The organism is Paenibacillus sp. V4I7, from assembly GCF_030817275.1.
Classification (GTDB): Bacteria; Bacillota; Bacilli; order Paenibacillales; family NBRC-103111; genus Paenibacillus_E.
Genome location: NZ_JAUSZD010000002.1, coordinates 645,803 through 667,417, shown reverse-complemented (window position 1 = coordinate 667,417; position 21,615 = coordinate 645,803). Strand labels below are relative to the sequence as shown.

Sequence of the window (21,615 nt, the reverse complement as noted above, 5' to 3'; positions counted from 1 at the left end):
TGTGTAAATTAGTGTATAACAGGCAATTCAATCGTAAACCGCGTACCGACGCCAACATCACTATCGACCCGAATCGTTCCTTTATGCAGCTCAACTAAGTGCTTCACAATCGATAATCCTAATCCCGTTCCGCCTGAGCTTCTGGAGCGCGCTTTATCTACACGATAGAATCTCTCGAAAATTCGCGGTAAATCCTTCTTAGGAATGCCCATACCCGTATCCGAAACAATTAACCGCAGGCGTTCATAATCCCCATCAACATTCTTATCGAGTGGTTCTACACGCACTTTTACTTTGCCGCCATCATGTGTATATGCAATACCATTAGAAAGCAGATTGATGATAATTTGCCGTAACCGATCTTCATCCGCCTCGATATAAATATCGTCATCGACCAGCATACTTAGTTCTATATGCTTCTTCTCCGCTTCTTTTCGTAACACACTTAACGATCTCTCAAGAAATTCAGGCAAGTAAATCGGCGAAAAATTCATCGGAATCCGCTTCGATTCAATTTTGGACAACTCCAGAATATCCCCAATCAATCGATTCAACCGCTCACTCTCGTCAAAAATGATCTGTAAGAACGACACGGCCGTTTCCTTATCGTTTAGCGCACCAGCCAGCAGTGTTTCGGCAAAGCCTTTAACGGCGGCAATTGGCGTCTTTAATTCATGCGATACATTCGCGACGAATTCACTGCGCATCCGCTCAAGTCTGCGTACAGCTGTAATATCGTGAATAACGATAAGAACACCCGACCATTCCTCATCTTCATGGGCAATTGGACTCAAATGAATATCGAGAATTCGCTCTGCCGGATAATAGAAAACCATCTCATCGCGAATTGAATCTTGTGTCTCTATGCATTCTTGAATCAACTTTGTAAATTCATATTGCTGCTTGGCTTCATTATATTTCTTCCCCAGAAGCTCCTGCGAGGAGAAACCTAAAATGTATTCCGCAGAAGGATTTAAAAGCATAATCCGCTCTTCACGGTCAATCATCATGATTCCGCTCATCATATTTTCCATAACACCTTGAAGCCTGCGTTCATTTTCCTGAATCCGTGCCATTTGCTGCTGCAAACTTTCGGACATGCGATTAATCGCCTGACCCAGCTGTCCAACCTCATCATTACTGTAAGCAGGAACACGTGATTGGTAGTTCATATTCGTAATTTGCTGGGCTACTTTTGTCATCTTCTCGATGGGGTGAGTAATCCCCTTCGCAATCCGATAACTAACGATTCCTGCGATCAGGAACAAAATGATCAACCCGGAAATCAGGAAGTACCATAAGCTGCGGATCGACTTCCCTACTTGTTCCAAGCTCATAGAAATACGTAAAAATCCTGTTATCTCCTGCGCTTCATTCTTTACTGGAATAGCGGCATACAGCATATTTTCCTTCAGTGTATCGCTATAACGCGTAACATAGCCGACTCCATTCGCTGCTGCTGAAGCAATCTCCGGTCGATTCAAGTGATTGTCCATCTGTTCGGGTCTTTGATCGGAGTCACCTAGTACTTTTCCATCTGCTCGAACATACGTCAATCTCTCATTCGTTGCTTCTTTAAGGTTTCTGGCTTGTTCAGAATAGTAAGAAATCAACTCCGCATCGGTACCTTTTCGGTTCCAATCCCCAGTTACCATAATTACTTGCAGCTCGCGTTCCATATTGTCTTGAAATGACTTTATGTGAGAATTCTCAAGCACCTTTGCCATGAAAATGCCCGCAATCAGCATCGAACAACCAATCAATAAAATCAAAATAAAAGTGAGTCTGGCACGGAATTTGGTCATCTGATTCTAAGCCTCCGATGGTTTCAGTCTGTCCATTTTCATGAGTAAAAACAAAAAGAAAAGGGCTACTCTACATAGTATCCCTTTCTTCCGTGCCTAATCCAGTATTTTTTTTGTAAAGATGAAGGATAAGTGCATGACTTAGAAAATTATTTGAAAACAGGTTCTTTCAGTGCTGCCAGCTTCTCAAGTGAATTCTTCTCTACGTCAGCATGCAGGCTGTTACCGTGTGAATCCATCGTTACAATAGCAGCGAATCCTTCAGTTTCTAAGTGCCACATCGCTTCCGGTATACCGAATTCCATGTAGTCAACGCCTTCAACCTTCTTAAAGCACTGTGCGTAGTATTGCGCAGCACCACCGATAGCGTTTAAATAGACGCCGCCATGATCTTTCAAAGCTGCTAACGTTTTCGGTCCCATTCCGCCTTTACCGATGACTGCGCGAATACCGAATTTCTTGATAATATCACCTTGGTAAGGCTCCTCACGAATACTTGTCGTCGGTCCAGCCGCTTTTACGTGCCATTCGCCAGCTTCATCCTTACTCATCACCGGTCCGCAATGATAAATCGCAGCCCCATTCAGATCTACCGGCGCATCATGATCCATCAAATATTTATGCAGCGCATCGCGTCCTGTATGCATCGTACCATTAATGACTACGACATCACCGACTTTCAGGCTGCGGATTTGCTCTTCAGATATTGGCGTTGTCAATACGATCTCACGACGTTCTTCTTTTGGCGTATTCTTAGCTTCTTCTGCACTCGCTTCGAAAGCCTCTTGGAAAGAAACCTCTGTCCCTCTTGGGTAGGACCAGCCATTGATTTCGCCTGTTTCCGCATTCAAGACGACGCCTTGACGACGGAACGCCCAACAGTTGTAAGCAACGGAAACGAAGAAGCTTGCTGGCAATCGGTTCATTACGCCAACTTTACAGCCAAGTAATGTCACTTGACCGCCGAAGCCCATTGTTCCAATACCAAGCGTATTGGCATGCTCCATGACGTACTCTTCTACCTTGCGCAGCTCCGGATGTGGATTCACATCATCAACATGACGGAATAATTGGTGCTTAGCCAGCTCGTATCCGCTAGTACGGTCGCCTCCAATACCTACGCCGATGAAACCCGCGCTGCATCCTTGACCTTGCGCTTGGTAAACCGCATGCATCACACATTTGCGAATGCCGTCAAGATCACGTCCCGCTTTACCTACACCTTCAAGATCGGCAGGCAAGCTGTATTGAATATTTTTGTTCTCACAGCCGCCGCCTTTTAGAATCAACTTCACTTCGATATCATCACGTTCCCATTGCTCGAAATGAACAACCGGCGTACCAGGCCCAAGATTATCTCCGCTGTTTGCACCTGTAAGGGAGTCTACGGAGTTCGTGCGCAGCTTACTGGCTTTGGTTGCATTCGCAACCGCTTCTAAGATTTGCTTCTTCATGATAATTTGGTTTGCCCCAACCGGACAGTGTATAATAAACGTTGGCATACCCGTATCCTGGCAAATTGGGGATACATTGCATTCCGCCATATGGATGTTATCCGCAATGCGGGATAGAGATAGTGCAGAACGCGTGCCTTTGTCCTCATTTTCCTGAGCGGCTTGTACCGCACGGCGCACATCACCGGGAAGGTTTGTGGAAGTTTCGACAATCAAATCGTAGACGCTTTGATAAAAATGCTGCATGACTAGGTCTGGCTCCTCTCTCAAATACACACATAATAATAATTACAAACTATTATAACATACCTCCCATGAAGAGTTCGATGGTTCTTGTGAGGAAAACAAGGAGATTCGCTGACATGTACAAAAGAATCGCAATTTCGATTCTAGTTAGCCTGATTGGGCTCACCCTTTTGCTTACGCCGCTGCAGGCTAAGCGCTCCGGGGATATTTACTACCAGGACCAAGTAGCCGTTCTTATGTATCATCATGTGCATGAAAAAGACACTAGCTCTAGCACAATTACAAGCTCGCTGTTTCAAAATCAGCTTCAGTCCCTACTTAGCAAAGGCTATCATTTCATTTCCTTAGAAGAGTTCAAACAGTTCATGGAAGGCGCTACCGTTCCATCCAATGCCGTGCTGGTTACATTCGATGATGGCTATCAAAGCTTCTACACAGCGGCCTATCCGATTTTGAAAAGCTTTCGAATTCCCGCTGTAAACTTCGTTATTACGAATGACTTAACGAATCCGCTTGGCTCCTACATCCCTTCTATGTCGAAGGAACAAATCAATGAGATGACGCATGCCACGAACTTTATCGATATTGGCTGCCATACGGACAAACTACACCACAAGCTTCCAAGTGGTAAAGCTGCTCTAGTTGGAAGATTGGATGCTGAAAGCGATGATGCCTATAAGCAGCGTGTGTTCAAAGATACGCAAGCTTGCATCGGCAAGCTTGCTGGGTTGACAGATGTGCCGCTTGACACGATGGCGTACCCATTCGGCATCACATCGCCAGCGGCGACAGAGCAGGCTGCGGAGGCGGGCATCCGCTACGCCTTCACGATTTCGCCGGAGATGGCGACGCGAAGCGCCGATCGCCTGTTGATCCCGCGGATCAATGCGGGCAGCCCCGGCATCACGCCGGAGCTGCTGCATCGGCAGATACAGCGCCGGGTCATGGCGCAGCCGGGCAGTGCCCCACTGCGCGTGGATGCGGCCGCTGCCGCAGCGCAGCTTGGCGGCAGCGCTGACCTAGAAGGCGGAGTGCTTCGCCTCCGCCTCGGGCAAGAGGCATTCACCCTGCAGGTGAATGCGAAGGTAGCGACGCGCGAGAAAGCGCGCGTCACGCTGCGGCAGCCTGTGCTGCGCGAGCACGGACTGGTCACGATCGCGCTAGATGATCTTGGCGCGCTGATCGGGCAACCGCTCGTCTACACCCCTGCCACCGGAAAGGTGGCTGCTAGGGTGACGCCGAGCGTCAAATAGGCCATTAGATAGATTAGAACGAGAGGAGTTAACCGATGAATCATCATTTTTTCGCTTACTTATATCGACTAAAATATATAGATCGCTGGAGTCTCATGTGGAACATGCGCAGAGAAAACGTAGCAGAGCATTCCTTCTATGTCTCGACGATTGCACATATGTTATGCACCATTGCCAACGAAGTATATGGACGGAATGTTCCGACCGACCGCGTGGTATCCATTGCTTTGTTCCACGACGCTTCGGAAGTACTAACGGGGGATATCCCCCAACCTGTGAAGCATAACAATGAGCAAATACGGCGGAACTTCCGTGAAATCGAAGATGTTGCAGTCGAACGGCTTATTCAAACCATTCCACCGGAAATCAGCAGCATCTACCGTAAGTTAATTCAAGATCCTGACCCTGAGCTCTACCGCTGGGTGAAAGCCGCCGACTTGCTCGAAGCTTATATCAAATGCTTAACTGAGCTCTCTACTGGCAATCGTGAATTCGTCGTCGCGAAGCAGCAAGTTCTGGAAAGTTTACAGAAAATGAACATGCCTGAAGTTGATTATTTCCTCGAACATATGAGCGCATCATTTGAGAAAACATTAGATGAAATAACATTGGATTAATCGACACACCTGAGAAACTCTCTAACCTGTTTCAGGCCCCGAAAAATGCAGAAAGAGCATGTCATCCAGAAGATGAACATGCTCTTTCTTTTCTGTTTCGTTAAACTTACGACAACAGCTGCGGATTCGTCATAATCAGTACAGCCACGATAACAGCGACGGCTGCAATCCAGCTGAATGTTTTAATTTTAGCGGCATCAGAAGCTGTGCTTTTACCTGCTTTGCTATTTGCAATCAGCTTTTTGATTCTACCACCGATCATACCTGTTATTGCTCCTACAATCAGAAGAAGAACAATGGAAGAGATCATCCATAGGACGGACGGCATCGGATCTACTTGACTGACCATTGCGCCACCTGTAAGGAAGGTAACAATCAGTGAAAATTGACCGATGCGATTGATCTTAGCTATTACGCCGACAAAACTCTCTTGGGCAGCACCAGACAAAGTTGCAGCGCGCCCCACTAAGAATGGGAACATGACATACGCACCAAGCAATAACGCACTAACGACATGTAAAAAAATCATAACTGGATACATTTGGACAACCTCCGCAATTTTATGTAATGGTTTTCTTAAGTATAACCGAACTTGAACAGTCCCGACAAGAAAGCGATCCCATGAATACCACTAATTCACTATATCTACACATAACTGTGACTAATTCTAGTAATCCCCTCATGAAAAGAAAAAATAACCCAACGAACTCGTCATGATAATGAGCGCGCAGGGTTATTTTCACTTTCTATTGAATCCATCAGATGGCCTGTTAGCTTAACTTTTTAAGGCAGTGGCTCAGCTGGAACGTTGGCAATGGTAACTGCCTTTGTAAATTTAGCAGTCGTGTTTTGCCTCAATCGCATATTAGCAGAACCCGTAACGCTCGGGTTAATTTGAATACTCACAATCTTCTCCGCATGACCGGTTGCGTCAGCTGTTAATGAGAAGCTCGTGCTGTAACCGTAGGTGGAAGGCCATGTCCCATTGCTATTTTGAACCTTAGCGACCTGGGTGCCTGAACTATTATAAATACCAATATTATAGCCGGATGTTGTTGAATTTGCTGCTAGCCCATTTAGAATAATCTTCACTTGAAAAACAGCCTGATTAGGCAATTGCGCTTGATGGACAAAAGCAAATGGATCTGTCGTATTCGTGGCGGAACTATATCCGTAAGATCCTACCTTAAATGTTGAAGGATCCCACCACTTATAACCAGCTGCAGGTGCTGCCCAAGGCTCGGCCTGCGGCTCAGTCGTATTAGCCGGCTGCTCCCATGAATAAAGTGTAGTTGCTGAATCCAATGTAAGGCCTGGCACTTGCGTTAAACTTGTATAACTTTCTTTGGTTGCCAACCAGTTCACCATATTTACTAAAAGAGCAGCATCATTCTGCTCTTGGAATCCCGCATACGTAGTTTTCGTACCGCCTGTCTCTTCCCTCTTATACTTTGGCGTTACATCTTCAACTGGTGAGGAATCGCCAATGAAACCGGCTTTGCCTGCACTCACTTTGGAAACTGCGACATAAGGACCTTCTGCTACACCTCCACCGTTGTATACCCCTTGATCCACAGCATTAGCCCACTTCGTCGTCGTTGCTGGCAGGTAAACAATACCTTTGGCTTTGTTCGGGTCTGTAACCGCCAAAGTCGAGCCTGCATGCATAGCGACCGTGGAGACACCACTCGTAATGTTAAAAGCCTGAGATGGGCTCACGATGTTATTCGCTGTAATATCACCTAAGGCGTTATAACGGAACTTCACACCGAAATTGGCCGACAACCAATCAGAGCTTGCAACACCCTGCATGGCTGCCGAAGCTGCTTCTGCTGTGCTCATACCCGCAGCTGGATTGGTCCACGCGCCGCGGCGAAAGCCATTGAATACTTCCGAAGCGTCCCAACGATTTTTATTACGATCTGCATTGTAATGATCACCAATGAAGAAGATGCTGCCGCCGCCTTGCACATACTGCAGCATGGCACTTTGTTCAGATGTCTTGTATGGAATGTTAGCCTCACCAACAACGAACACATCATACGCTGATAAATCAGTGAGTGTAATGGCTGTACTCTTACGCAGTTCTTTTACAAAATAGCCTGCATTTCCTAAAGCGTTAGCAAAATCAGAGAAAGCGCCGTCAATAACCCAATCAGCTGCACCTGCCGTTTGACCGTGCGTATTGTCGAACAGCACCTTTTTGCCATTCGCCGTTGTCGGCGTTATCGATGGCGCGGGGTCATTCGGACCTTCCGCAAAAGCTTGTGGAACAATGCCTAGTAATGATACGGATAATGCTGCGGTTAAACAGAGTCTTCTCCAATTTCTTGTTCCTAGCAAGCTTTTCTTCAACATCAAATCCCACCATCCCATGGATTTTTTAGCCAATTATGCTGGCCTATGCCTATCGTAGCATAGACCATTAGGCGGGAATAGTAGTTGGAAAACAATTTACAAAATTAACAAAAAATTGTGCATCGCCACAATAAAATGAACAAAAAAAGAACCAACCACCTATTCGCATAGGTAATTGATCCTTCATCCAAAGCTTATTAACCTGTTACAACTTTGATTACGTTGCGAACAGAGTTTGCCGTTTTGTCCAAAGCTGTTTTCTCTTCCTCAGTCAGCTCGATGTCAAGAATTTTCTCGATACCGTTAGCACCAAGTACAGTTAGAACGCCCATGAACAGGTTGTCATAACCATATTCGCCTTCAAGAAGAGCGATGGTTGGGATGATACGTTTTTTATCTTTAAGGATTGCTTCTGTCATTTGCACAAGGGAAGCCGCTGGTGCGTAGTATGCACTACCGTTACCAAGTAGGTTAACGATTTCGCCGCCGCCAGTACGTGTACGTTGAACGATCGCTTCAATACGATCAGCTGGGATCAGCTTCTCGATTGGCACGCCGCCAGCGTATGTGTAACGAACGAGTGGAACCATGTCATCGCCGTGGCCACCGATAACAACCCCTTTAACATCCTCAACGGATACATTCAACTCTTGAGAGATGAACGTCAGATAACGAGCTGTATCGAGTACGCCGGATTGACCGATTACGCGGTTTTTCGGGAAGCCAAGTGCTTGGAATGCTACGTAAGTCATCGCATCAACTGGGTTACTTAAGATGATAACGATGGAATTAGGAGCTACTTCTCTCACGTTCTCACAAACGGATTTCACAATTCCTGCATTCGTGTTTACCAAATCGTCGCGGCTCATACCCGGTTTACGAGCGATACCTGCAGTGATGATGACGATATCGGAATTAGCAGCATCCGCATAGTTAGAAGTACCCGTGATTTGGCTATCGTATCCTTGTACCGGTCCTGCTTCGAGCATGTCGAGCGCTTTCCCTTTTGTAGGGTTTTCCAGTTGCGGGATGTCGAGAAGAACAACGTCACCTAGTTCTTTTTGAGCTAACATAAGAGCAGTTGTTGCTCCCGTGAAACCTGCGCCGACAACGGTAATTTTATTACGACGAATTGCCATTTGAGATGTACCTCCTAATAGTTTTTAGTAGATCAACTTTTCTCAAAAAAAATTAAGCCATGTTTTTGATGATTTCGTTCGCGAACTCGGAACATTTGATTTCTTTCGCGCCTTCCATCAAACGAGCAAAGTCATAAGTTACGGTTTTGTTATTGATGGATGTTTCCAAACCTTTGTAGATCAAGTCAGCCGCTTCCAACCAGCCAAGGTGCTCAAGCAGCATAACGCCAGATAGGATTACGGAACCTGGGTTAACTACGTCAAGACCAGCGTATTTAGGAGCTGTACCATGTGTTGCTTCGAAGATCGCGTGACCAGTCAAGTAGTTGATGTTTGCTCCTGGAGCGATACCGATACCGCCAACTTGTGCAGCAAGTGCATCAGACAGGTAGTCACCGTTCAAGTTCAATGTTGCGATTACGTCGAAGTCAGTTGGGCGAGTCAATACTTGTTGCAACGCGATGTCAGCAATTGCATCTTTTACGATGATTTTGCCAGCTGCTTCTGCATCTTTTTGAGCTTTGTTAGCTGCTTCTGCGCCTTCTGCTTCTTTAATGCGATCGTATTGTGCCCATGTAAATGTTTTGTCCGCATATTCACGCTCAGCAAGCTCATAACCCCAGTTTTTGAACGCGCCTTCTGTGAACTTCATGATGTTGCCTTTGTGTACCAAAGTTAGCGTTTTACGGCCATGTTTGATCGCGTACTCGATTGCAGCGCGTACCAAACGCTCAGTACCTTCGGAGGATACTGGCTTAACGCCGATTCCTGAAGTTTCTGGGAAGCGAATTTTGTTAACGCCCATTTCGTCTTGAAGGAACTTGATAACTTTCTTAACAGCGTCGGAACCAGCTTCCCACTCGATACCAGCGTAGATATCCTCTGTGTTTTCACGGAAGATCACCATGTCAACCAACTCAGGACGCTTAACTGGGGATGGAACACCATTGAAGTAACGAACTGGACGGGAACATACGTAAAGATCTAATTCTTGACGAAGTGCAACGTTCAGGGAACGAATACCGCCGCCGATTGGCGTTGTCAAAGGTCCTTTGATGGACACGATGTATTCGCGCATAGCTGTTAATGTATCGTTAGGTAACCAGCTGTTGTATTTGTTAAAAGCTTTCTCGCCGGCAAAAACTTCGTACCAAGCGATTTTTTTCTCGCCTTTGTATGCTTTCTCAACTGCAGCATCCAGAACGCGTACGGAAGCAGCCCAGATATCAGGACCTGTACCGTCACCTTCGATGTAAGGGATGATTGGGTTGTTAGGTACTTGCAGAACACCATTCTCGATGGTAATTTTTTGACCTTCTTTTGGTAGTTCGTAGGATTCGAATTGTGGCATGATAAGTTCCTCCTTAGATTTGTATAAAATTATTCGTGAACATGTGGCGCATTACGTTGCGTGCTTTTGGCAATGCCTTCCGACCGCTGTTATCATCCTGTCCAATTGAATTTCTTTTATGGTATGGACAGGATTCTAAAGGCGGACACTACGTTTCTTCAGGCACTGCCAAGCACTCCACTTAGCTACTAGGTGTAACGAGGCACTTTTAAAGCAAGTTTAACTCGTCACCGTAGAAGTATGTAGGTAAACACACAAAAAGTGACGGGAGTTGCGGTACGCCCAGGAAAGTCGAAGTCCCTGAAGCTGGGTACCGAACTGCCCGCACCTTGAGCCTGCATGTATGCCGATTAGCGAGCGCTAATTGGAATGTATTTTTGGTTAACCGGACCTGTGTACTCAGCACGAGGACGGATCAAACGGTTGTTTTCGTACTGCTCCAAGATGTGGGCAGCCCAACCTGATGTACGGCTGATCGCGAAGATCGGCGTGAACAAGTCGCGTGGGATTTCCAACGTCGTGTATACGGAAGCTGAGTAGAAATCAACGTTTGGTTTCAAGCCTTTGAGGCTGGTAACCAATTCGTCTGCTTTAATGGACATTTCGTACCATTTGAGATTGCCAGTTAGTTTACCAAGCTCATAGGACATTTTTTGCAAGTGTTTCGCACGCGGATCTCCATTTTTGTAAACACGGTGTCCAAAGCCCATGATTTTGTCTTTACGCTCTAATTTATCGTTGATGTAAGGAACTACGTTCTCTACAGTACCGATCTCTTCCAGCATCGCCATAACAGCTTCGTTCGCACCGCCGTGAAGAGGTCCTTTGAGCGTGCCGATCGCTGAAGTAATACCGGAGTAGATGTCTGTTAATGTAGCAACAGTAACGCGTGCAGCGAATGTTGAAGCATTCAGCTCATGGTCAGCGTGTAAAACTAATGCTTTGTCCAAAGCTTCGATAGCGATTTTATCTGGTTCGCTACCTGTTAGTTGGTACAAGAAGTTAGCAGCAACAGAAGCATATCCTGGGGAAGCTAAAGGTTCTTTACCTTCACGGATACGAGCGAAAGCTGCGATAATGCCAGGAATTTGTGCTTGCAGCTTGATCGCTTTACGCACATTGGATTCAGGGCTCAAATCGTTTGCTTCATCATCATACAGAGCAAGAGCCGATACTGCTGTACGAAGAGCAGCCATGGAATTAACATCTTTCGGGAATGCTTTGATCTGGTTGATTACCGCATCAGGCACCTTGCTGTAAGCGTTCAGGTCGCTTTGCAGTTTCTCAAGCTCAGTTTGGTTAGGCAATTTGCCGAACCAAAGCAAATAAATAACTTCTTCAAATGTCGCATTTTCTGCGAGGTCATCAATATCAATCCCGCGATACGTTAACACACCATCTACAATGGAGCTGATCGACGAGGTCGTGGCTACAATTCCTTCTAAACCTTTGGTTGCAGACATGGGAATCTCTCCTTAGCTACTCTATTAGCAAAAAATTGCTTTTTTCCTAACTTAATAATAAAGTATTTTGCTTAGTAAGTGAACAAAAGCAGACATAAAACTTCATTATCACTATCATAAAGAATCTTTTTGGCGGAAACCACCACTGTTATTGAGCCATTTCTTCAAAATACACGATACAAGTTTTTGTTAATTTCATCGAATTATGCAACCCTAGCAGCAAAAGTTTGTCGAGACGTGTTGTGATTGATACAATGTAGGCAAAGTAAAAGTGATTTTTCTCTGAAAAAGGAGCAAATACATGAGCAGCAGCACAAGTATCGGCATCATTGATATCGGATCCAACTCGATTCGACTCGTTATCTACGAAATTAATGCCTTTGGGGCATACCGTGTTGTCAGTGAGCATAAGGATTCGGCTAGACTCAGCGAGCGCATCGGTTCCGATGGCATTTTACATAGCAAAGATATTATTTCTATTGTCCCCATTCTATCCCACTACGCTCTGCTATGCAAAGTTCATGAAGTTCAGACCATAAGGGCTGTAGCAACGGCAGCCATACGTAACGCGGCCAATTCAGCTGAAATTGTGCGAATTCTCCAGGAACAGACCGGACTTCAAATTGAAGTATTGAGTGGAACTGAGGAAGCTCGATATGGCTATTTAGGCGTAATCAATACCATCGATATACGGGACGGCTTGATCATTGATATTGGCGGAGGAAGCACGGAAGTCACATTGCTTCGTAACCGGAAACTGCTGCACAGCGTTTCCTTTCCTTTCGGTGCGGTGAACACAACACGCCAATTTACGAAAAATGGGAATCTGGCCGAGCAGGAAATGGGCAATATTCGTCGGATGGTTGAAGATGCGATTTCGGCTCATCCTTGGATTGCCGGTTCTCCCAATCTGCCTATGATTGGTCTAGGCGGAACAATTCGAACCCTTGGCAAAATAAGCCAAAAACGCAGCAAATACTCGCTTCAGCTTGCCCACAATTATACGCTGAAACCAGGGGAGCTTCGTGATTTCCTCCTATTGTTAGCCGGCATGCCTTTGGAAAAACGAAAAAAAATAGATGGTCTCTCCAAAGAGCGTGCAGATATTATGGTTCCGGGACTAATCATCATGGACACCATATTCGAAGCAGCAGGTTCATCAGCGTGCATTATCAGCGGATCAGGACTTCGTGATGGCCTCTTCTATGAAACATTCGATCCTAAGCACCCAATCAAGGAGGATGTTCTAGAAGCAAGTATCAATAATTTACTTTTGCTCCATCCGAACGCCGCTGTGAAGCATGCCTCTCACGTAGATAAATTCGCCATGCAGCTTTATCATACGCTCACTGCTTCGCCCGAATCGGAAGATCGAAGCCAAAGATACTTGCATACCGCTGCCCTCTTGCATCGAATTGGAGCCAGCGTCCATTATTATCATTACCTCAAACATACACAATACATGATGACTGGGGTTCAAATCGACGGTCTCAGTCATCGAGAAATTATCATTTGCTCTTTCATTGCAACTTACAAAACAAAAAGCCGGACCCACCAACAAGTCCTAGCTTACAAGGATCTTTTGATGGAATCCGACGCGGCATTAATTGTAAAGTTAGGTACACTGCTTAAATTAGCAATGGCTTTGGATCAAAGTGAGACGCAGCCCGTTCAAGAGCTGCAAATAACGAAAACCGAATCGACCTTAACACTCAAGCTGTTATGTATCCACAACCCCATTATGGAGCTAAAGGAACTCGCGGCTATCAGCAAAGATTTCGAAAAAATCTGGGGGCTGAGGATTAAGACCCAAGCCGGAGTTTTTTCCAAGAAGTAATTTTCATCGCCTCGAACTGGCTCCGATAAGGGGTCAGTTCATTTTTTATGCGACTATACATCCCGTTAGGCATCAGCTCTCTAGCTTTGACGTTATCATGCAGGGTGACATTCAGAATTTGAATCATCACTTTCTTCATTTCCGGATCAAGAACCGGGCACATCAACTCAATACGACGTGTCAAATTACGTGTCATCCAGTCGGCTGAGGATAAATAAACATCAACTAATCCGCCATTTTCGAAATAATAAATGCGGGAATGCTCCAAGAAACGATCTACAATACTCCGAACCGTAATATTCTCGCTAATCCCAGGCACCCCTGGACGTAAGCAGCATACGCCGCGAATAATTAATTCAATCTTCACACCTGCTTGCGACGCCGCATACAAGGCATCTACCATCTCTTGATTGGATAATGAGTTCATTTTTGCAATAATTCGGGCTGGTCTGCCCGCTCTAGCGTGCTCAGCTTCACGTTCGATAAGCTCGAAGAGCTTATCCTTCAAATCCGTAGGAGCCACTGCGAATGACTGCCAATCATGAGGCGCAGAGTAGCCAGTAATTTCATTGAAAAGCGCGGAGGCATCCTCTCCAATCACACTATTTGAAGTGAATAGCCCTACGTCTGTGTAAAGACGGGCTGTGCTGTCGTTATAATTACCCGTTCCCACATGGACATATCGGCGGAGAGTCTGCTCTTCTTGTCTAACGACGAGTGTGATCTTGGCATGCGTTTTGAGCCCAACAAGTCCATAAACCACATGACAGCCTGACTTTTCAAGCATTCTTGCCCATGCAATATTCCGCTCTTCGTCGAATCTGGCTTTCAGCTCGACAACTACCGTAACCTGCTTCCCGGACTCCGCGGCTCGGGCTAACGCTTGAATAATCGGCGAGTTTCCACTCGCTCTATACAATGTCATTTTGATCGCGAGCACTTTCGGATCGTAGGCTGCATGGATGATGAAGTCCGTTACTGCGTCGAACGTTTCATAGGGATGATGTACCAATACATCCTTTTGCTTTAGAACCTCGAAGAAGTCAGTCGTATCCTCAAATTCCATGGGGTATTTGGCTGTAATACGCGGATAGCGAAGATTTTCATAGCCATTCAACGTACCGGCCAGCTTCATGAAGTAGGTGATGTCCAGCGGACCGTCAATTTCAAAAATTTGTTCTTCAATCTCGAACTCTTCCTGAAGCTGTGCTAGTGCATAAGGATGAATGCCCTCTTGTACTTCAAGTCGAACAGGAGAGCCCCAGCGTCTGCGCCTAAGCTCCTTCTCGATCTCCTCAAGCAGATCTTCCGCCCCTTCTTCATTCAGCGTTAAATCGGCGTTTCGGGTCACCCTGAACCCATGAACGGAAATCGGAATGTATCCACTGAAAAGCGATTCTATATGATGCTCGATCAATTCTTCAATAAGAATAAATTCTGTTTTTTTGCTATTTGGCCGTGTTGGCACGGGAATATAACGGGATAAATTGCTCGGTACTTGAACGATGGCAAAATAAGGCTCATCATCCGGATCATCCCCTTCTCGCACAAGCAAGACGGCTAAATAGACAGATTGATTATGTACAAGTGGAAATGGACGACTTTGATCCACAGCCATCGGCGTTAATACTGGAAAAATAATATCATGATAGTAAGCATCCATGGCTTTTTTCTGTGTCGTATTCAAATCTTCAAATTCCGTAAACACAATGCCTTCTTTGGTTAACAGTCTCGTTACTTCACGATACGTTTTGTACTGTTCTGTTACCATTTTGGCAGTACGCTTCATAATTCGTTTAATAAGGCCGGCAGGGGTGTAGCCTGTAAAGTCTTTCTTGGTATACCCAGCCTTGATTTGATCCTTCAGTCCTGCGACACGAACACTCATGAACTCATCAAGATTACTGGATACGATTGCCAGAAATTTCACACGCTCAAGCAGTGGAGTGCTCGCATCCTGTGCTTCCTCCAGAACACGCCAATTGAACTCGATCCAGCTTAAATCCCGATTTAAGTACTTGGTCGAAATCTCTTTGACTTCCTTGACTTCTTTGAGCTCTTTAACTTCCTTCAAATCAGGTTCGCGCGCAATACTCATAAAGCCTCCACTTATATTTTCATATGTTTTCTATCTGTGCCATTTATATCTTCATTGTACTATGCGTGCTCTACACCGACAATGCAGAATCCCCTGTTTTAATATATGAAGATTTTGTAAAGGTGATGTTATTTCCGTATTTATCCATGATCATGTTACAATGAAAAGACTTGAAACAAGGAGAGAAAAAAATCATGGGTATCCTGAATCCACGTTTAGTTCACCAGATTTTCAGGGGCATTTGGGTGGCACTAATTATTGTTCTAATTGGACTCGCTTTCTACTATGTAATCCCACTGATTTACCCATTTATTTTCGGCTGGATTCTAGCTCTTATGCTTAATCCCCTTGTGAACTTCTTCCAATTCAAGGTAAAATTGCCGCGCTGGCTTGCCGTGACCTTATCCATGTTGTTATTTCTTGGTGTCATGGTTACAGCCATAACCTTACTTGTCGCGAATATAGTCGTAGAATTAGGTTCACTTGCGGATACCTTGCAGATTCAGATTAACCGCTGGGTGGAGCAATTCAATGTTTTCATTAATTCTACAGCTTTCCAGGATTGGATTGAACGTATTAATGATTTTTTTGAAAATAACCCGAAATATCAAGAAACTGTCAACAACAATTTATCTTCGACAGCAGGCTCCATTGCCGACGTGAGTAAGTTCATTATTGGCTATGTATTTGATACTTTGAAAAGATTTCTAACTTCTTTGCCGAATATCGCAACCATCACCATTATTGTTATGCTCGCTACCTTTTTCATTAGTAAAGATTGGTATCAGCTTATCAAACGGTATAAAGGGATCTTCTCCGACATGATCGTGAAGACTACCCAATTGATTCGGACCGATTTGCAAAAAGCACTGTTCGGCTACATGCGCGCCCAACTGATTCTTGTTTCGCTAACCGCTCTTGTGGTCATCATTGGCTTGTTGGTCTTGCGCGTTGACTATGCCATTACCATCGGCTTATTAACAGGCTTAGCAGACCTGATGCCTTATTTGGGGACAGGTGCGGTCATGGTGCCCTGGATCTTGTATGTATTCTTTGCGCAAGGAGACTTTTTTCTCGGAATCGGCCTCAGTGTGCTGTATGGCGTCATCGTGATTGCCAGACAGATTATGGAACCTAAGGTGCTCGCCTCCTCAGTCGGATTAGACCCTCTGGCTACGTTAATCGCCATGTTCGTTGGATTGAAACTATTCGGACTCCTCGGGCTTATTGTGGGACCTGTGACTCTCATTCTGATAGCTGCGTTCTATCGCGCAAGAATCTTTCATGATTTGGCGGCTTACATACAAAAAGGCTCGGTTCCTCCCAAATAGGCGGGGTGACCGAGCCTTTCTTCTTTATCTACGCTTTATGATATTGATTCCGCCTCTGCCGATTTGCTTTTGAATCAGTGCAAGCAGCATAACCTTGAAGATCGGTCTCGTGTAAGGAAAAACAAGTAGAAATCCTAAAATATCCGTGATAAATCCCGGTGTAATTAACAAAATGCCTCCGATGAAAATACAGATTCCATCTAACAAATGCTGTGCCGGCAGTTGGCCCTGAGACCACTCAAACTTGGCATACTCCAGCACCTTGCGTCCTTCCCGCTTGGCGAAATAGGCACCAAGGAAGCCGCTTATAATAATTAGCGCGAATGTTGTCCAGCCGCCTACAAAATGCCCAAGAGTAAGTAGAAGCGTAATTTCTATGGCAGGCACTAGAATAAAAATGGCAAGAATAATACGAAACATAAGCTCAGCCCCTTTTATGAATACTTAGCTAACAGCTGCCATAATTCTGGCGCTTCCTTCTCTATACGTACTGGCTTCCAAGAAGGATTCACCCAAACGTGATGAGTTGCACCCGTCACAAGTAATTCCCCGGTAGGTTGTGCAGCCGAATCTACGGTTAGCGTCATCATTTCTTCCGAAACTTTACGAATTTCATAGGCAAAATGGAGCCGAACACTGCTCATGTCAATCACTCGCGTGTTCACGCAAACCATATCATCATAACGAGCAGGCTTCTTGAACTTAATCTCCGCTTCAACAAGCGGCAGCAACAGCCCCTTCTCCTCAATTCGCCGGTATGGGTAACCAAGCTCCCTGATAAGCTCGGTCCGCCCAATCTCGAACCACGTCAAATAGTTGGCATGGTACGCAACCCCCATTTGATCCGTTTCTTCATATCTCACACGAAACTGATGCTGATGCCAGCGCTCCTGAGTCATGATGATGTATTCCTCCAATAACAAGTCTTAGAACAATTATAACACAGCTAGGACTAGGGATGGGTAATGCCGAATGTGTACTCGTTTTGTTTTAGAAGTGCTATTAAAATAAAAAAAGAGTGAAGCCTAATAATCGCTTCACTCTTTGCTATACCTACAGAACGCTCGCTTGACCAGAGTAGATGACGCCAACTTCTGGATAGATAGAAACTTCTGTGCCATCTTTGATTAATTCCACTGCGTTCTCAACGCCTACAATTACAGGAATTCCAAGGCTTAAAGCGACTACTGCCGCATGGGAAGTGATTCCGCCCACTTCGGTAATCAACGCTGAAGCTCTTTGTACAGCTGGCATATATTCTTTGTCCGTCGATACCGTTACAAGTACTGCACCGTCTACCATTTTCGCATTCGCTTCTTCTGGTGTACGAGCCGTTACAACGATACCTGTAGCTGTTTGCATGCCGATACCTGTTCCTTTGGCAATCATCTCACCTACGTGATGAACCTTGATCAAGTTCGTTGTTCCGGAGCGACCAACAGGTACACCTGCCGTAATAACAACGATATCACCTAGAGATACGATCCCCGTTTTAATGCTGCTTTCTACCGCAAGGTTGAACAGCTCGTCCGTCGTTTTTGCTTGCACGCCCATCACCGGAATTACACCCCATACAAGGGATAAGCGGCGAATGACTTGCTCGCTAGGCGTAACTGCGATGATTGGTGATTTCGGACGGTATTTGGATACCATTCTAGCTGTATATCCACTTTCCGTAGCTGTTAAGATCGCTTTCGCACCCAACTCCAAAGCTGAGTTAGCTACCGCTTGAGAAATCGCTTCAGTTACAGTAACTTGCTGCGCTTGCGCTTGACGAAGGAAAATTTCTTTATATTCCAAAGCCGCTTCCGCACGCTCAGCGATACGAGCCATCGTTTGCACGGACTCAACTGGATATTTACCAGCAGCGGTTTCACCGGACAACATAACAGCATCCGTTCCGTCAAACACCGCATTGGCTACGTCACTTGCTTCAGCACGCGTTGGACGCGGGTTACGCTGCATCGAGTCGAGCATCATCGTTGCTGTAATAACCGGCTTACCTACGATGTTACATTTTTTGATCATTTGTTTTTGAACAACAGGAACATCTTCAGCTGGAATTTCAACCCCAAGATCCCCGCGAGCAACCATCAGACCATCGGATACTTCAAGGATTTCGTCTAAGTTGTCAACGCCCTCTTGGTTTTCGATTTTACTTATGATTTGGATGTGTGAAGCATTGTGTCTTTCCAACAATTCACGAATTTCCATAACGTCACTTGCTTTACGAACGAACGAAGCCGCGATGAAATCTACGCCTTGCTCGATACCGAAGACGATATCATTAGCATCTTTCTCCGTGATACCCGGAAGGCTGATTTTCACACCTGGTACGTTAACGCCTTTTTTACTTTTAATCGTTCCGCCATTAACAATGCGGCACTCGATTTCGGTTCCACGAATATCAACAACCGAAAGGCCAATCAAACCATCATCGATTAGAATGGTAGATCCAACAGCAACGTCCCGCGGCAGATTCGAATATGTAACTGAGATACGATCTGCATCACCCAAGATTTCTTCTGTTGTCAAAATGATGTGCTTGTCCTGAACAAGCTCAATAGGCTCTTCTTTCAATTTTCCCGTACGAATTTCCGGTCCTTTGGTATCAAGCAAAATAGCTGCTACTTTGCCTGTCTCAGCGGATGCAGCGCGTAGGTTGCGGATACGTGCGCCGTGCTCCTCAAAATCTCCGTGGGAGAAGTTAAGACGGGCAACATTCATTCCCGCTTCTAGTAGTTTTTTCAAATTCTCTTGTGATTCGCTTGCAGGTCCAATGGTACAGACAATTTTCGTTTTACGCATGGTTTCCCTCCTGAGTGAATGTGAACCGGCCGATCTCTCTAAATTTGCGGTAACGGTCCTCGAGCAGCTCCTGTTCGTTCATACTTAGCAAATGCTGAAGCTGTTCCCAGATAGCTGTTTTGATCAATTCTGCTTGTGCTGCTAAATCCCGGTGAGCGCCACCTTTAGGCTCTGGAATAATACCGTCGATCACTTTAAGCTCCAAGATATGATCCGCAGTAATTTTCATGGCTTCTGCCGCGTGTAAAGCTTTGGAAGCATCTTTATATAAGATGGAAGCCGCGCCTTCGGGACTAATAACCGAATAGATAGCATTCTCCAACATTAATACCTTGTTACCTACACCTAACGCGAGTGCGCCACCACTGCCGCCTTCCCCAATAACAATACAGATGATCGGCACACGAAAAGAGGCCATTTCCAGTAAATTTCTGGCAATCGCTTCTCCTTGGCCGCGCTCTTCTGCAGCATTCCCAGGGAATGCCCCCTTGGTATCAATAAACGTCACAATAGGACGCTTAAACTTGTTCGCTTGACGCATCAAACGCAGCGCTTTACGGAACCCTTCCGGATGCGGACAACCGAAGTTACGAGCAATATTGTCCTTCGTATCTTTCCCTTTTTGATGACCGACAACCGTAACCGGAATGCCGTTCAATTTAGCTAGTCCACCTACAATCGCAAGGTCATCCCCATAAAGGCGATCGCCATGAAACTCTATGAAATCCGTGAAAATGGTTCCAATATAATCAATCGTTGTTGGCCTTTGCGGATGGCGAGCCAACTGCATTTTCTCAGCAGAAGACATATTCGCATAAAGCTCATCTTCGAGTTCAACATATCTTTCTTCCAAACGGCGGATTTCCTCTGAAAAGTCAATTTGCTTCTCTGCGCCAAAAGTACGCAGTTCCGCAATCTTCTTCTTTAGTTCCGCCAGCGGCTGTTCAAACGGCATTTCACCCGCCATAAGTCGCCTCCCCCTTCACTCCGTGCATGTCTAACAGCTTGATTAACGTAGGACGCATATCCTTACGGCTCACGACCTTGTCGAGCTGACCATGCTCGAGATTGAATTCAGATGTCTGGAAATTGTCCGGCAGCTTCTGTTTAATCGTTTGCTCAATAACACGACGGCCTGTAAATCCAAATGGTGCAGCCGGTTCAGCAATAATAATATCGCCTAGCATAGCAAAACTCGCAGATACGCCGCCGAAAGTCGGATCTGTAATAATAGAAATAAATAATCCGCCTTCCGCGCCGAGCTTGGACAAAGCAGCGCTTGTCTTCGCCATTTGCATCAAGCTTAGAATGCTTTCTTGCATACGAGCTCCACCTGATGTGGAGTAAATGATAATTGGAACTTTCTTTTGAGTTGCAGCTTCAACCGCTCTGGTTATTTTTTCCCCAACAACGGAGCCTAGTGATCCACCCATGAAGTCAAAACTCATAGCCGCAACAATAACCGGATAGCCACCAATCGTACCTTCACCGGTCATAATTGCATCTTGTAATTTCGTTGTGCTCTTCGCTTTATCTAATTTATCTACGTAGTCAGGGAACTCCAAAGGATCCTCGGAGATCATGTCAGCGTCGTATTCCAAAAACTGACCTTCATCGAGCGTTAATTGGATACGTTCGGGCGCGCTTAACCGATAATGATAGCCACAAGCTGTACAGACTTTTAGATTCTTCTCAAGCTCTTTGCTCGTTTGGATCGTACCGCATTTCGGGCATTTATTCATTAAACCTTCGGGAATATCCCGTTTTGTTTTCTCGGAAGGAATCGTTGCATATTTACGCTTTTGAAATAAATCCTTTAGCACATTTCCACCTCTACTTGGCTATTATCTTGAAC

17 protein-coding genes are annotated in these 21,615 nt (G+C 45.5%); 4 read left to right on the top strand and 13 right to left on the bottom strand.

Annotated elements, in window-relative coordinates:
* Positions 1 to 8 precede the first annotated feature (8 nt).
* On the bottom strand, positions 9 to 1,805 hold the full coding sequence (gene pnpS, locus QFZ80_RS04170) for a two-component system histidine kinase PnpS (protein ID WP_307557403.1): 1,797 nt from the start codon (positions 1,803 to 1,805) through the stop codon (positions 9 to 11).
* Positions 1,806 to 1,954: 149 nt separating this feature from the next.
* Entirely contained in the window at positions 1,955 to 3,505 is a 1,551-nt protein-coding gene (locus QFZ80_RS04165; protein ID WP_307548587.1) for a fumarate hydratase, read from the bottom strand.
* Positions 3,506 to 3,621: 116 nt separating this feature from the next.
* Here QFZ80_RS04165 and QFZ80_RS04160 point away from each other — a divergent pair, with 116 nt between their 5' ends.
* Together QFZ80_RS04160 and yfbR are read left to right on the top strand one after the other, a co-directional pair.
* Complete coding sequence (locus QFZ80_RS04160; RefSeq protein ID WP_307548589.1) at positions 3,622 to 4,758, top strand: polysaccharide deacetylase family protein; 1,137 nt, start codon at positions 3,622 to 3,624, stop codon at positions 4,756 to 4,758.
* A gap of 35 nt (positions 4,759 to 4,793) precedes the next feature.
* A complete protein-coding gene (yfbR, locus tag QFZ80_RS04155; protein WP_307548590.1) occupies positions 4,794 to 5,375 on the top strand; it encodes a 5'-deoxynucleotidase in 582 nt (193 codons plus the stop codon).
* 106 nt (positions 5,376 to 5,481) lie between these two features.
* Here yfbR and QFZ80_RS04150 read toward each other — a convergent pair whose 3' ends face one another.
* The 5 genes from QFZ80_RS04150 to citZ form a co-directional block, all read right to left on the bottom strand.
* Positions 5,482 to 5,916 (bottom strand): hypothetical protein, encoded by a 435-nt coding sequence (locus QFZ80_RS04150; protein WP_307548591.1) that lies wholly within the window; start codon positions 5,914 to 5,916, stop codon positions 5,482 to 5,484.
* Positions 5,917 to 6,158: 242 nt separating this feature from the next.
* Positions 6,159 to 7,733: a DNA-binding protein gene (locus QFZ80_RS04145; RefSeq protein ID WP_307548593.1), complete on the bottom strand. Its 1,575-nt coding sequence runs from the start codon at positions 7,731 to 7,733 to the stop codon at positions 6,159 to 6,161.
* A gap of 197 nt (positions 7,734 to 7,930) precedes the next feature.
* Positions 7,931 to 8,872 carry a malate dehydrogenase gene (mdh, locus tag QFZ80_RS04140; RefSeq protein WP_307548597.1) on the bottom strand — a complete coding sequence of 314 codons (942 nt, stop codon included), beginning with the start codon at positions 8,870 to 8,872 and terminating at the stop codon, positions 7,931 to 7,933.
* A 52-nt stretch (positions 8,873 to 8,924) separates the two neighbouring features.
* Positions 8,925 to 10,223 carry an NADP-dependent isocitrate dehydrogenase gene (icd, locus tag QFZ80_RS04135; RefSeq protein WP_307548598.1) on the bottom strand — a complete coding sequence of 433 codons (1,299 nt, stop codon included), beginning with the start codon at positions 10,221 to 10,223 and terminating at the stop codon, positions 8,925 to 8,927.
* 350 nt (positions 10,224 to 10,573) lie between these two features.
* Entirely contained in the window at positions 10,574 to 11,686 is a 1,113-nt protein-coding gene (gene citZ / locus QFZ80_RS04130) for a citrate synthase (protein ID WP_307548599.1), read from the bottom strand.
* A 301-nt stretch (positions 11,687 to 11,987) separates the two neighbouring features.
* Between citZ and QFZ80_RS04125 the strand changes: the two genes are divergently transcribed.
* Positions 11,988 to 13,523 (top strand): Ppx/GppA phosphatase family protein, encoded by a 1,536-nt coding sequence (locus QFZ80_RS04125; protein WP_307557400.1) that lies wholly within the window; start codon positions 11,988 to 11,990, stop codon positions 13,521 to 13,523.
* Here the strand turns inward: QFZ80_RS04125 and QFZ80_RS04120 are convergent.
* Positions 13,489 to 15,621 carry an RNA degradosome polyphosphate kinase gene (locus tag QFZ80_RS04120; protein ID WP_307548602.1) on the bottom strand — a complete coding sequence of 711 codons (2,133 nt, stop codon included), beginning with the start codon at positions 15,619 to 15,621 and terminating at the stop codon, positions 13,489 to 13,491. The two genes, QFZ80_RS04125 and QFZ80_RS04120, sit on opposite strands and share 35 nt — an antisense overlap.
* 194 nt (positions 15,622 to 15,815) lie before the next feature.
* Between QFZ80_RS04120 and ytvI the strand changes: the two genes are divergently transcribed.
* Positions 15,816 to 16,952 carry a sporulation integral membrane protein YtvI gene (gene ytvI, locus QFZ80_RS04115; protein WP_307548604.1) on the top strand — a complete coding sequence of 379 codons (1,137 nt, stop codon included), beginning with the start codon at positions 15,816 to 15,818 and terminating at the stop codon, positions 16,950 to 16,952.
* A gap of 24 nt (positions 16,953 to 16,976) precedes the next feature.
* Here ytvI and QFZ80_RS04110 read toward each other — a convergent pair whose 3' ends face one another.
* The 5 genes from QFZ80_RS04110 to accD all read right to left on the bottom strand — a co-directional run bounded on the left by QFZ80_RS04110 (position 16,977) and on the right by accD (position 21,583).
* Positions 16,977 to 17,372 carry an FxsA family protein gene (locus QFZ80_RS04110; protein ID WP_307548607.1) on the bottom strand — a complete coding sequence of 132 codons (396 nt, stop codon included), beginning with the start codon at positions 17,370 to 17,372 and terminating at the stop codon, positions 16,977 to 16,979.
* A 14-nt stretch (positions 17,373 to 17,386) separates the two neighbouring features.
* Positions 17,387 to 17,851: an acyl-CoA thioesterase gene (locus tag QFZ80_RS04105; RefSeq protein WP_307548610.1), complete on the bottom strand. Its 465-nt coding sequence runs from the start codon at positions 17,849 to 17,851 to the stop codon at positions 17,387 to 17,389.
* A 154-nt stretch (positions 17,852 to 18,005) separates the two neighbouring features.
* Positions 18,006 to 19,760 (bottom strand): pyruvate kinase, encoded by a 1,755-nt coding sequence (pyk, locus tag QFZ80_RS04100; RefSeq protein WP_171691116.1) that lies wholly within the window; start codon positions 19,758 to 19,760, stop codon positions 18,006 to 18,008.
* Positions 19,753 to 20,727: an acetyl-CoA carboxylase carboxyltransferase subunit alpha gene (locus tag QFZ80_RS04095; protein ID WP_307548612.1), complete on the bottom strand. Its 975-nt coding sequence runs from the start codon at positions 20,725 to 20,727 to the stop codon at positions 19,753 to 19,755. The genes pyk and QFZ80_RS04095 overlap by 8 nt, the downstream gene beginning before the upstream one ends.
* A complete protein-coding gene (accD, locus tag QFZ80_RS04090) occupies positions 20,717 to 21,583 on the bottom strand; it encodes an acetyl-CoA carboxylase, carboxyltransferase subunit beta (RefSeq protein WP_307548613.1) in 867 nt (288 codons plus the stop codon). Before accD ends, QFZ80_RS04095 begins: the two co-directional genes overlap by 11 nt.
* Between the last annotated feature and the right edge of the window lie 32 nt (positions 21,584 to 21,615).

What these genes read in the sequence shown, in the direction of transcription:
- QFZ80_RS04160 (WP_307548589.1), top strand. Translation starts at nt 3,622, where the DNA reads ATGTACAAAAGAATCGCAATTTCGATTCTAGTTAGCCTGATTGGGCTC.
- yfbR (WP_307548590.1), top strand. Translation starts at nt 4,794, where the DNA reads ATGAATCATCATTTTTTCGCTTACTTATATCGACTAAAATATATAGAT.
- QFZ80_RS04150 (WP_307548591.1), bottom strand. Translation starts at nt 5,916, where the DNA reads ATGTATCCAGTTATGATTTTTTTACATGTCGTTAGTGCGTTATTGCTT.
- QFZ80_RS04120 (WP_307548602.1), bottom strand. Translation starts at nt 15,621, where the DNA reads ATGAGTATTGCGCGCGAACCTGATTTGAAGGAAGTTAAAGAGCTCAAA.
- pyk (WP_171691116.1), bottom strand. Translation starts at nt 19,760, where the DNA reads ATGCGTAAAACGAAAATTGTCTGTACCATTGGACCTGCAAGCGAATCA.
- mdh (WP_307548597.1), bottom strand. Translation starts at nt 8,872, where the DNA reads ATGGCAATTCGTCGTAATAAAATTACCGTTGTCGGCGCAGGTTTCACG.
- pnpS (WP_307557403.1), bottom strand. Translation starts at nt 1,805, where the DNA reads ATGACCAAATTCCGTGCCAGACTCACTTTTATTTTGATTTTATTGATT.
- QFZ80_RS04165 (WP_307548587.1), bottom strand. Translation starts at nt 3,505, where the DNA reads ATGCAGCATTTTTATCAAAGCGTCTACGATTTGATTGTCGAAACTTCC.
- QFZ80_RS04095 (WP_307548612.1), bottom strand. Translation starts at nt 20,727, where the DNA reads ATGGCGGGTGAAATGCCGTTTGAACAGCCGCTGGCGGAACTAAAGAAG.
- QFZ80_RS04105 (WP_307548610.1), bottom strand. Translation starts at nt 17,851, where the DNA reads ATGACTCAGGAGCGCTGGCATCAGCATCAGTTTCGTGTGAGATATGAA.
- icd (WP_307548598.1), bottom strand. Translation starts at nt 10,223, where the DNA reads ATGCCACAATTCGAATCCTACGAACTACCAAAAGAAGGTCAAAAAATT.
- citZ (WP_307548599.1), bottom strand. Translation starts at nt 11,686, where the DNA reads ATGTCTGCAACCAAAGGTTTAGAAGGAATTGTAGCCACGACCTCGTCG.
- QFZ80_RS04125 (WP_307557400.1), top strand. Translation starts at nt 11,988, where the DNA reads ATGAGCAGCAGCACAAGTATCGGCATCATTGATATCGGATCCAACTCG.
- QFZ80_RS04145 (WP_307548593.1), bottom strand. Translation starts at nt 7,733, where the DNA reads ATGTTGAAGAAAAGCTTGCTAGGAACAAGAAATTGGAGAAGACTCTGT.
- QFZ80_RS04110 (WP_307548607.1), bottom strand. Translation starts at nt 17,372, where the DNA reads ATGTTTCGTATTATTCTTGCCATTTTTATTCTAGTGCCTGCCATAGAA.
- ytvI (WP_307548604.1), top strand. Translation starts at nt 15,816, where the DNA reads ATGGGTATCCTGAATCCACGTTTAGTTCACCAGATTTTCAGGGGCATT.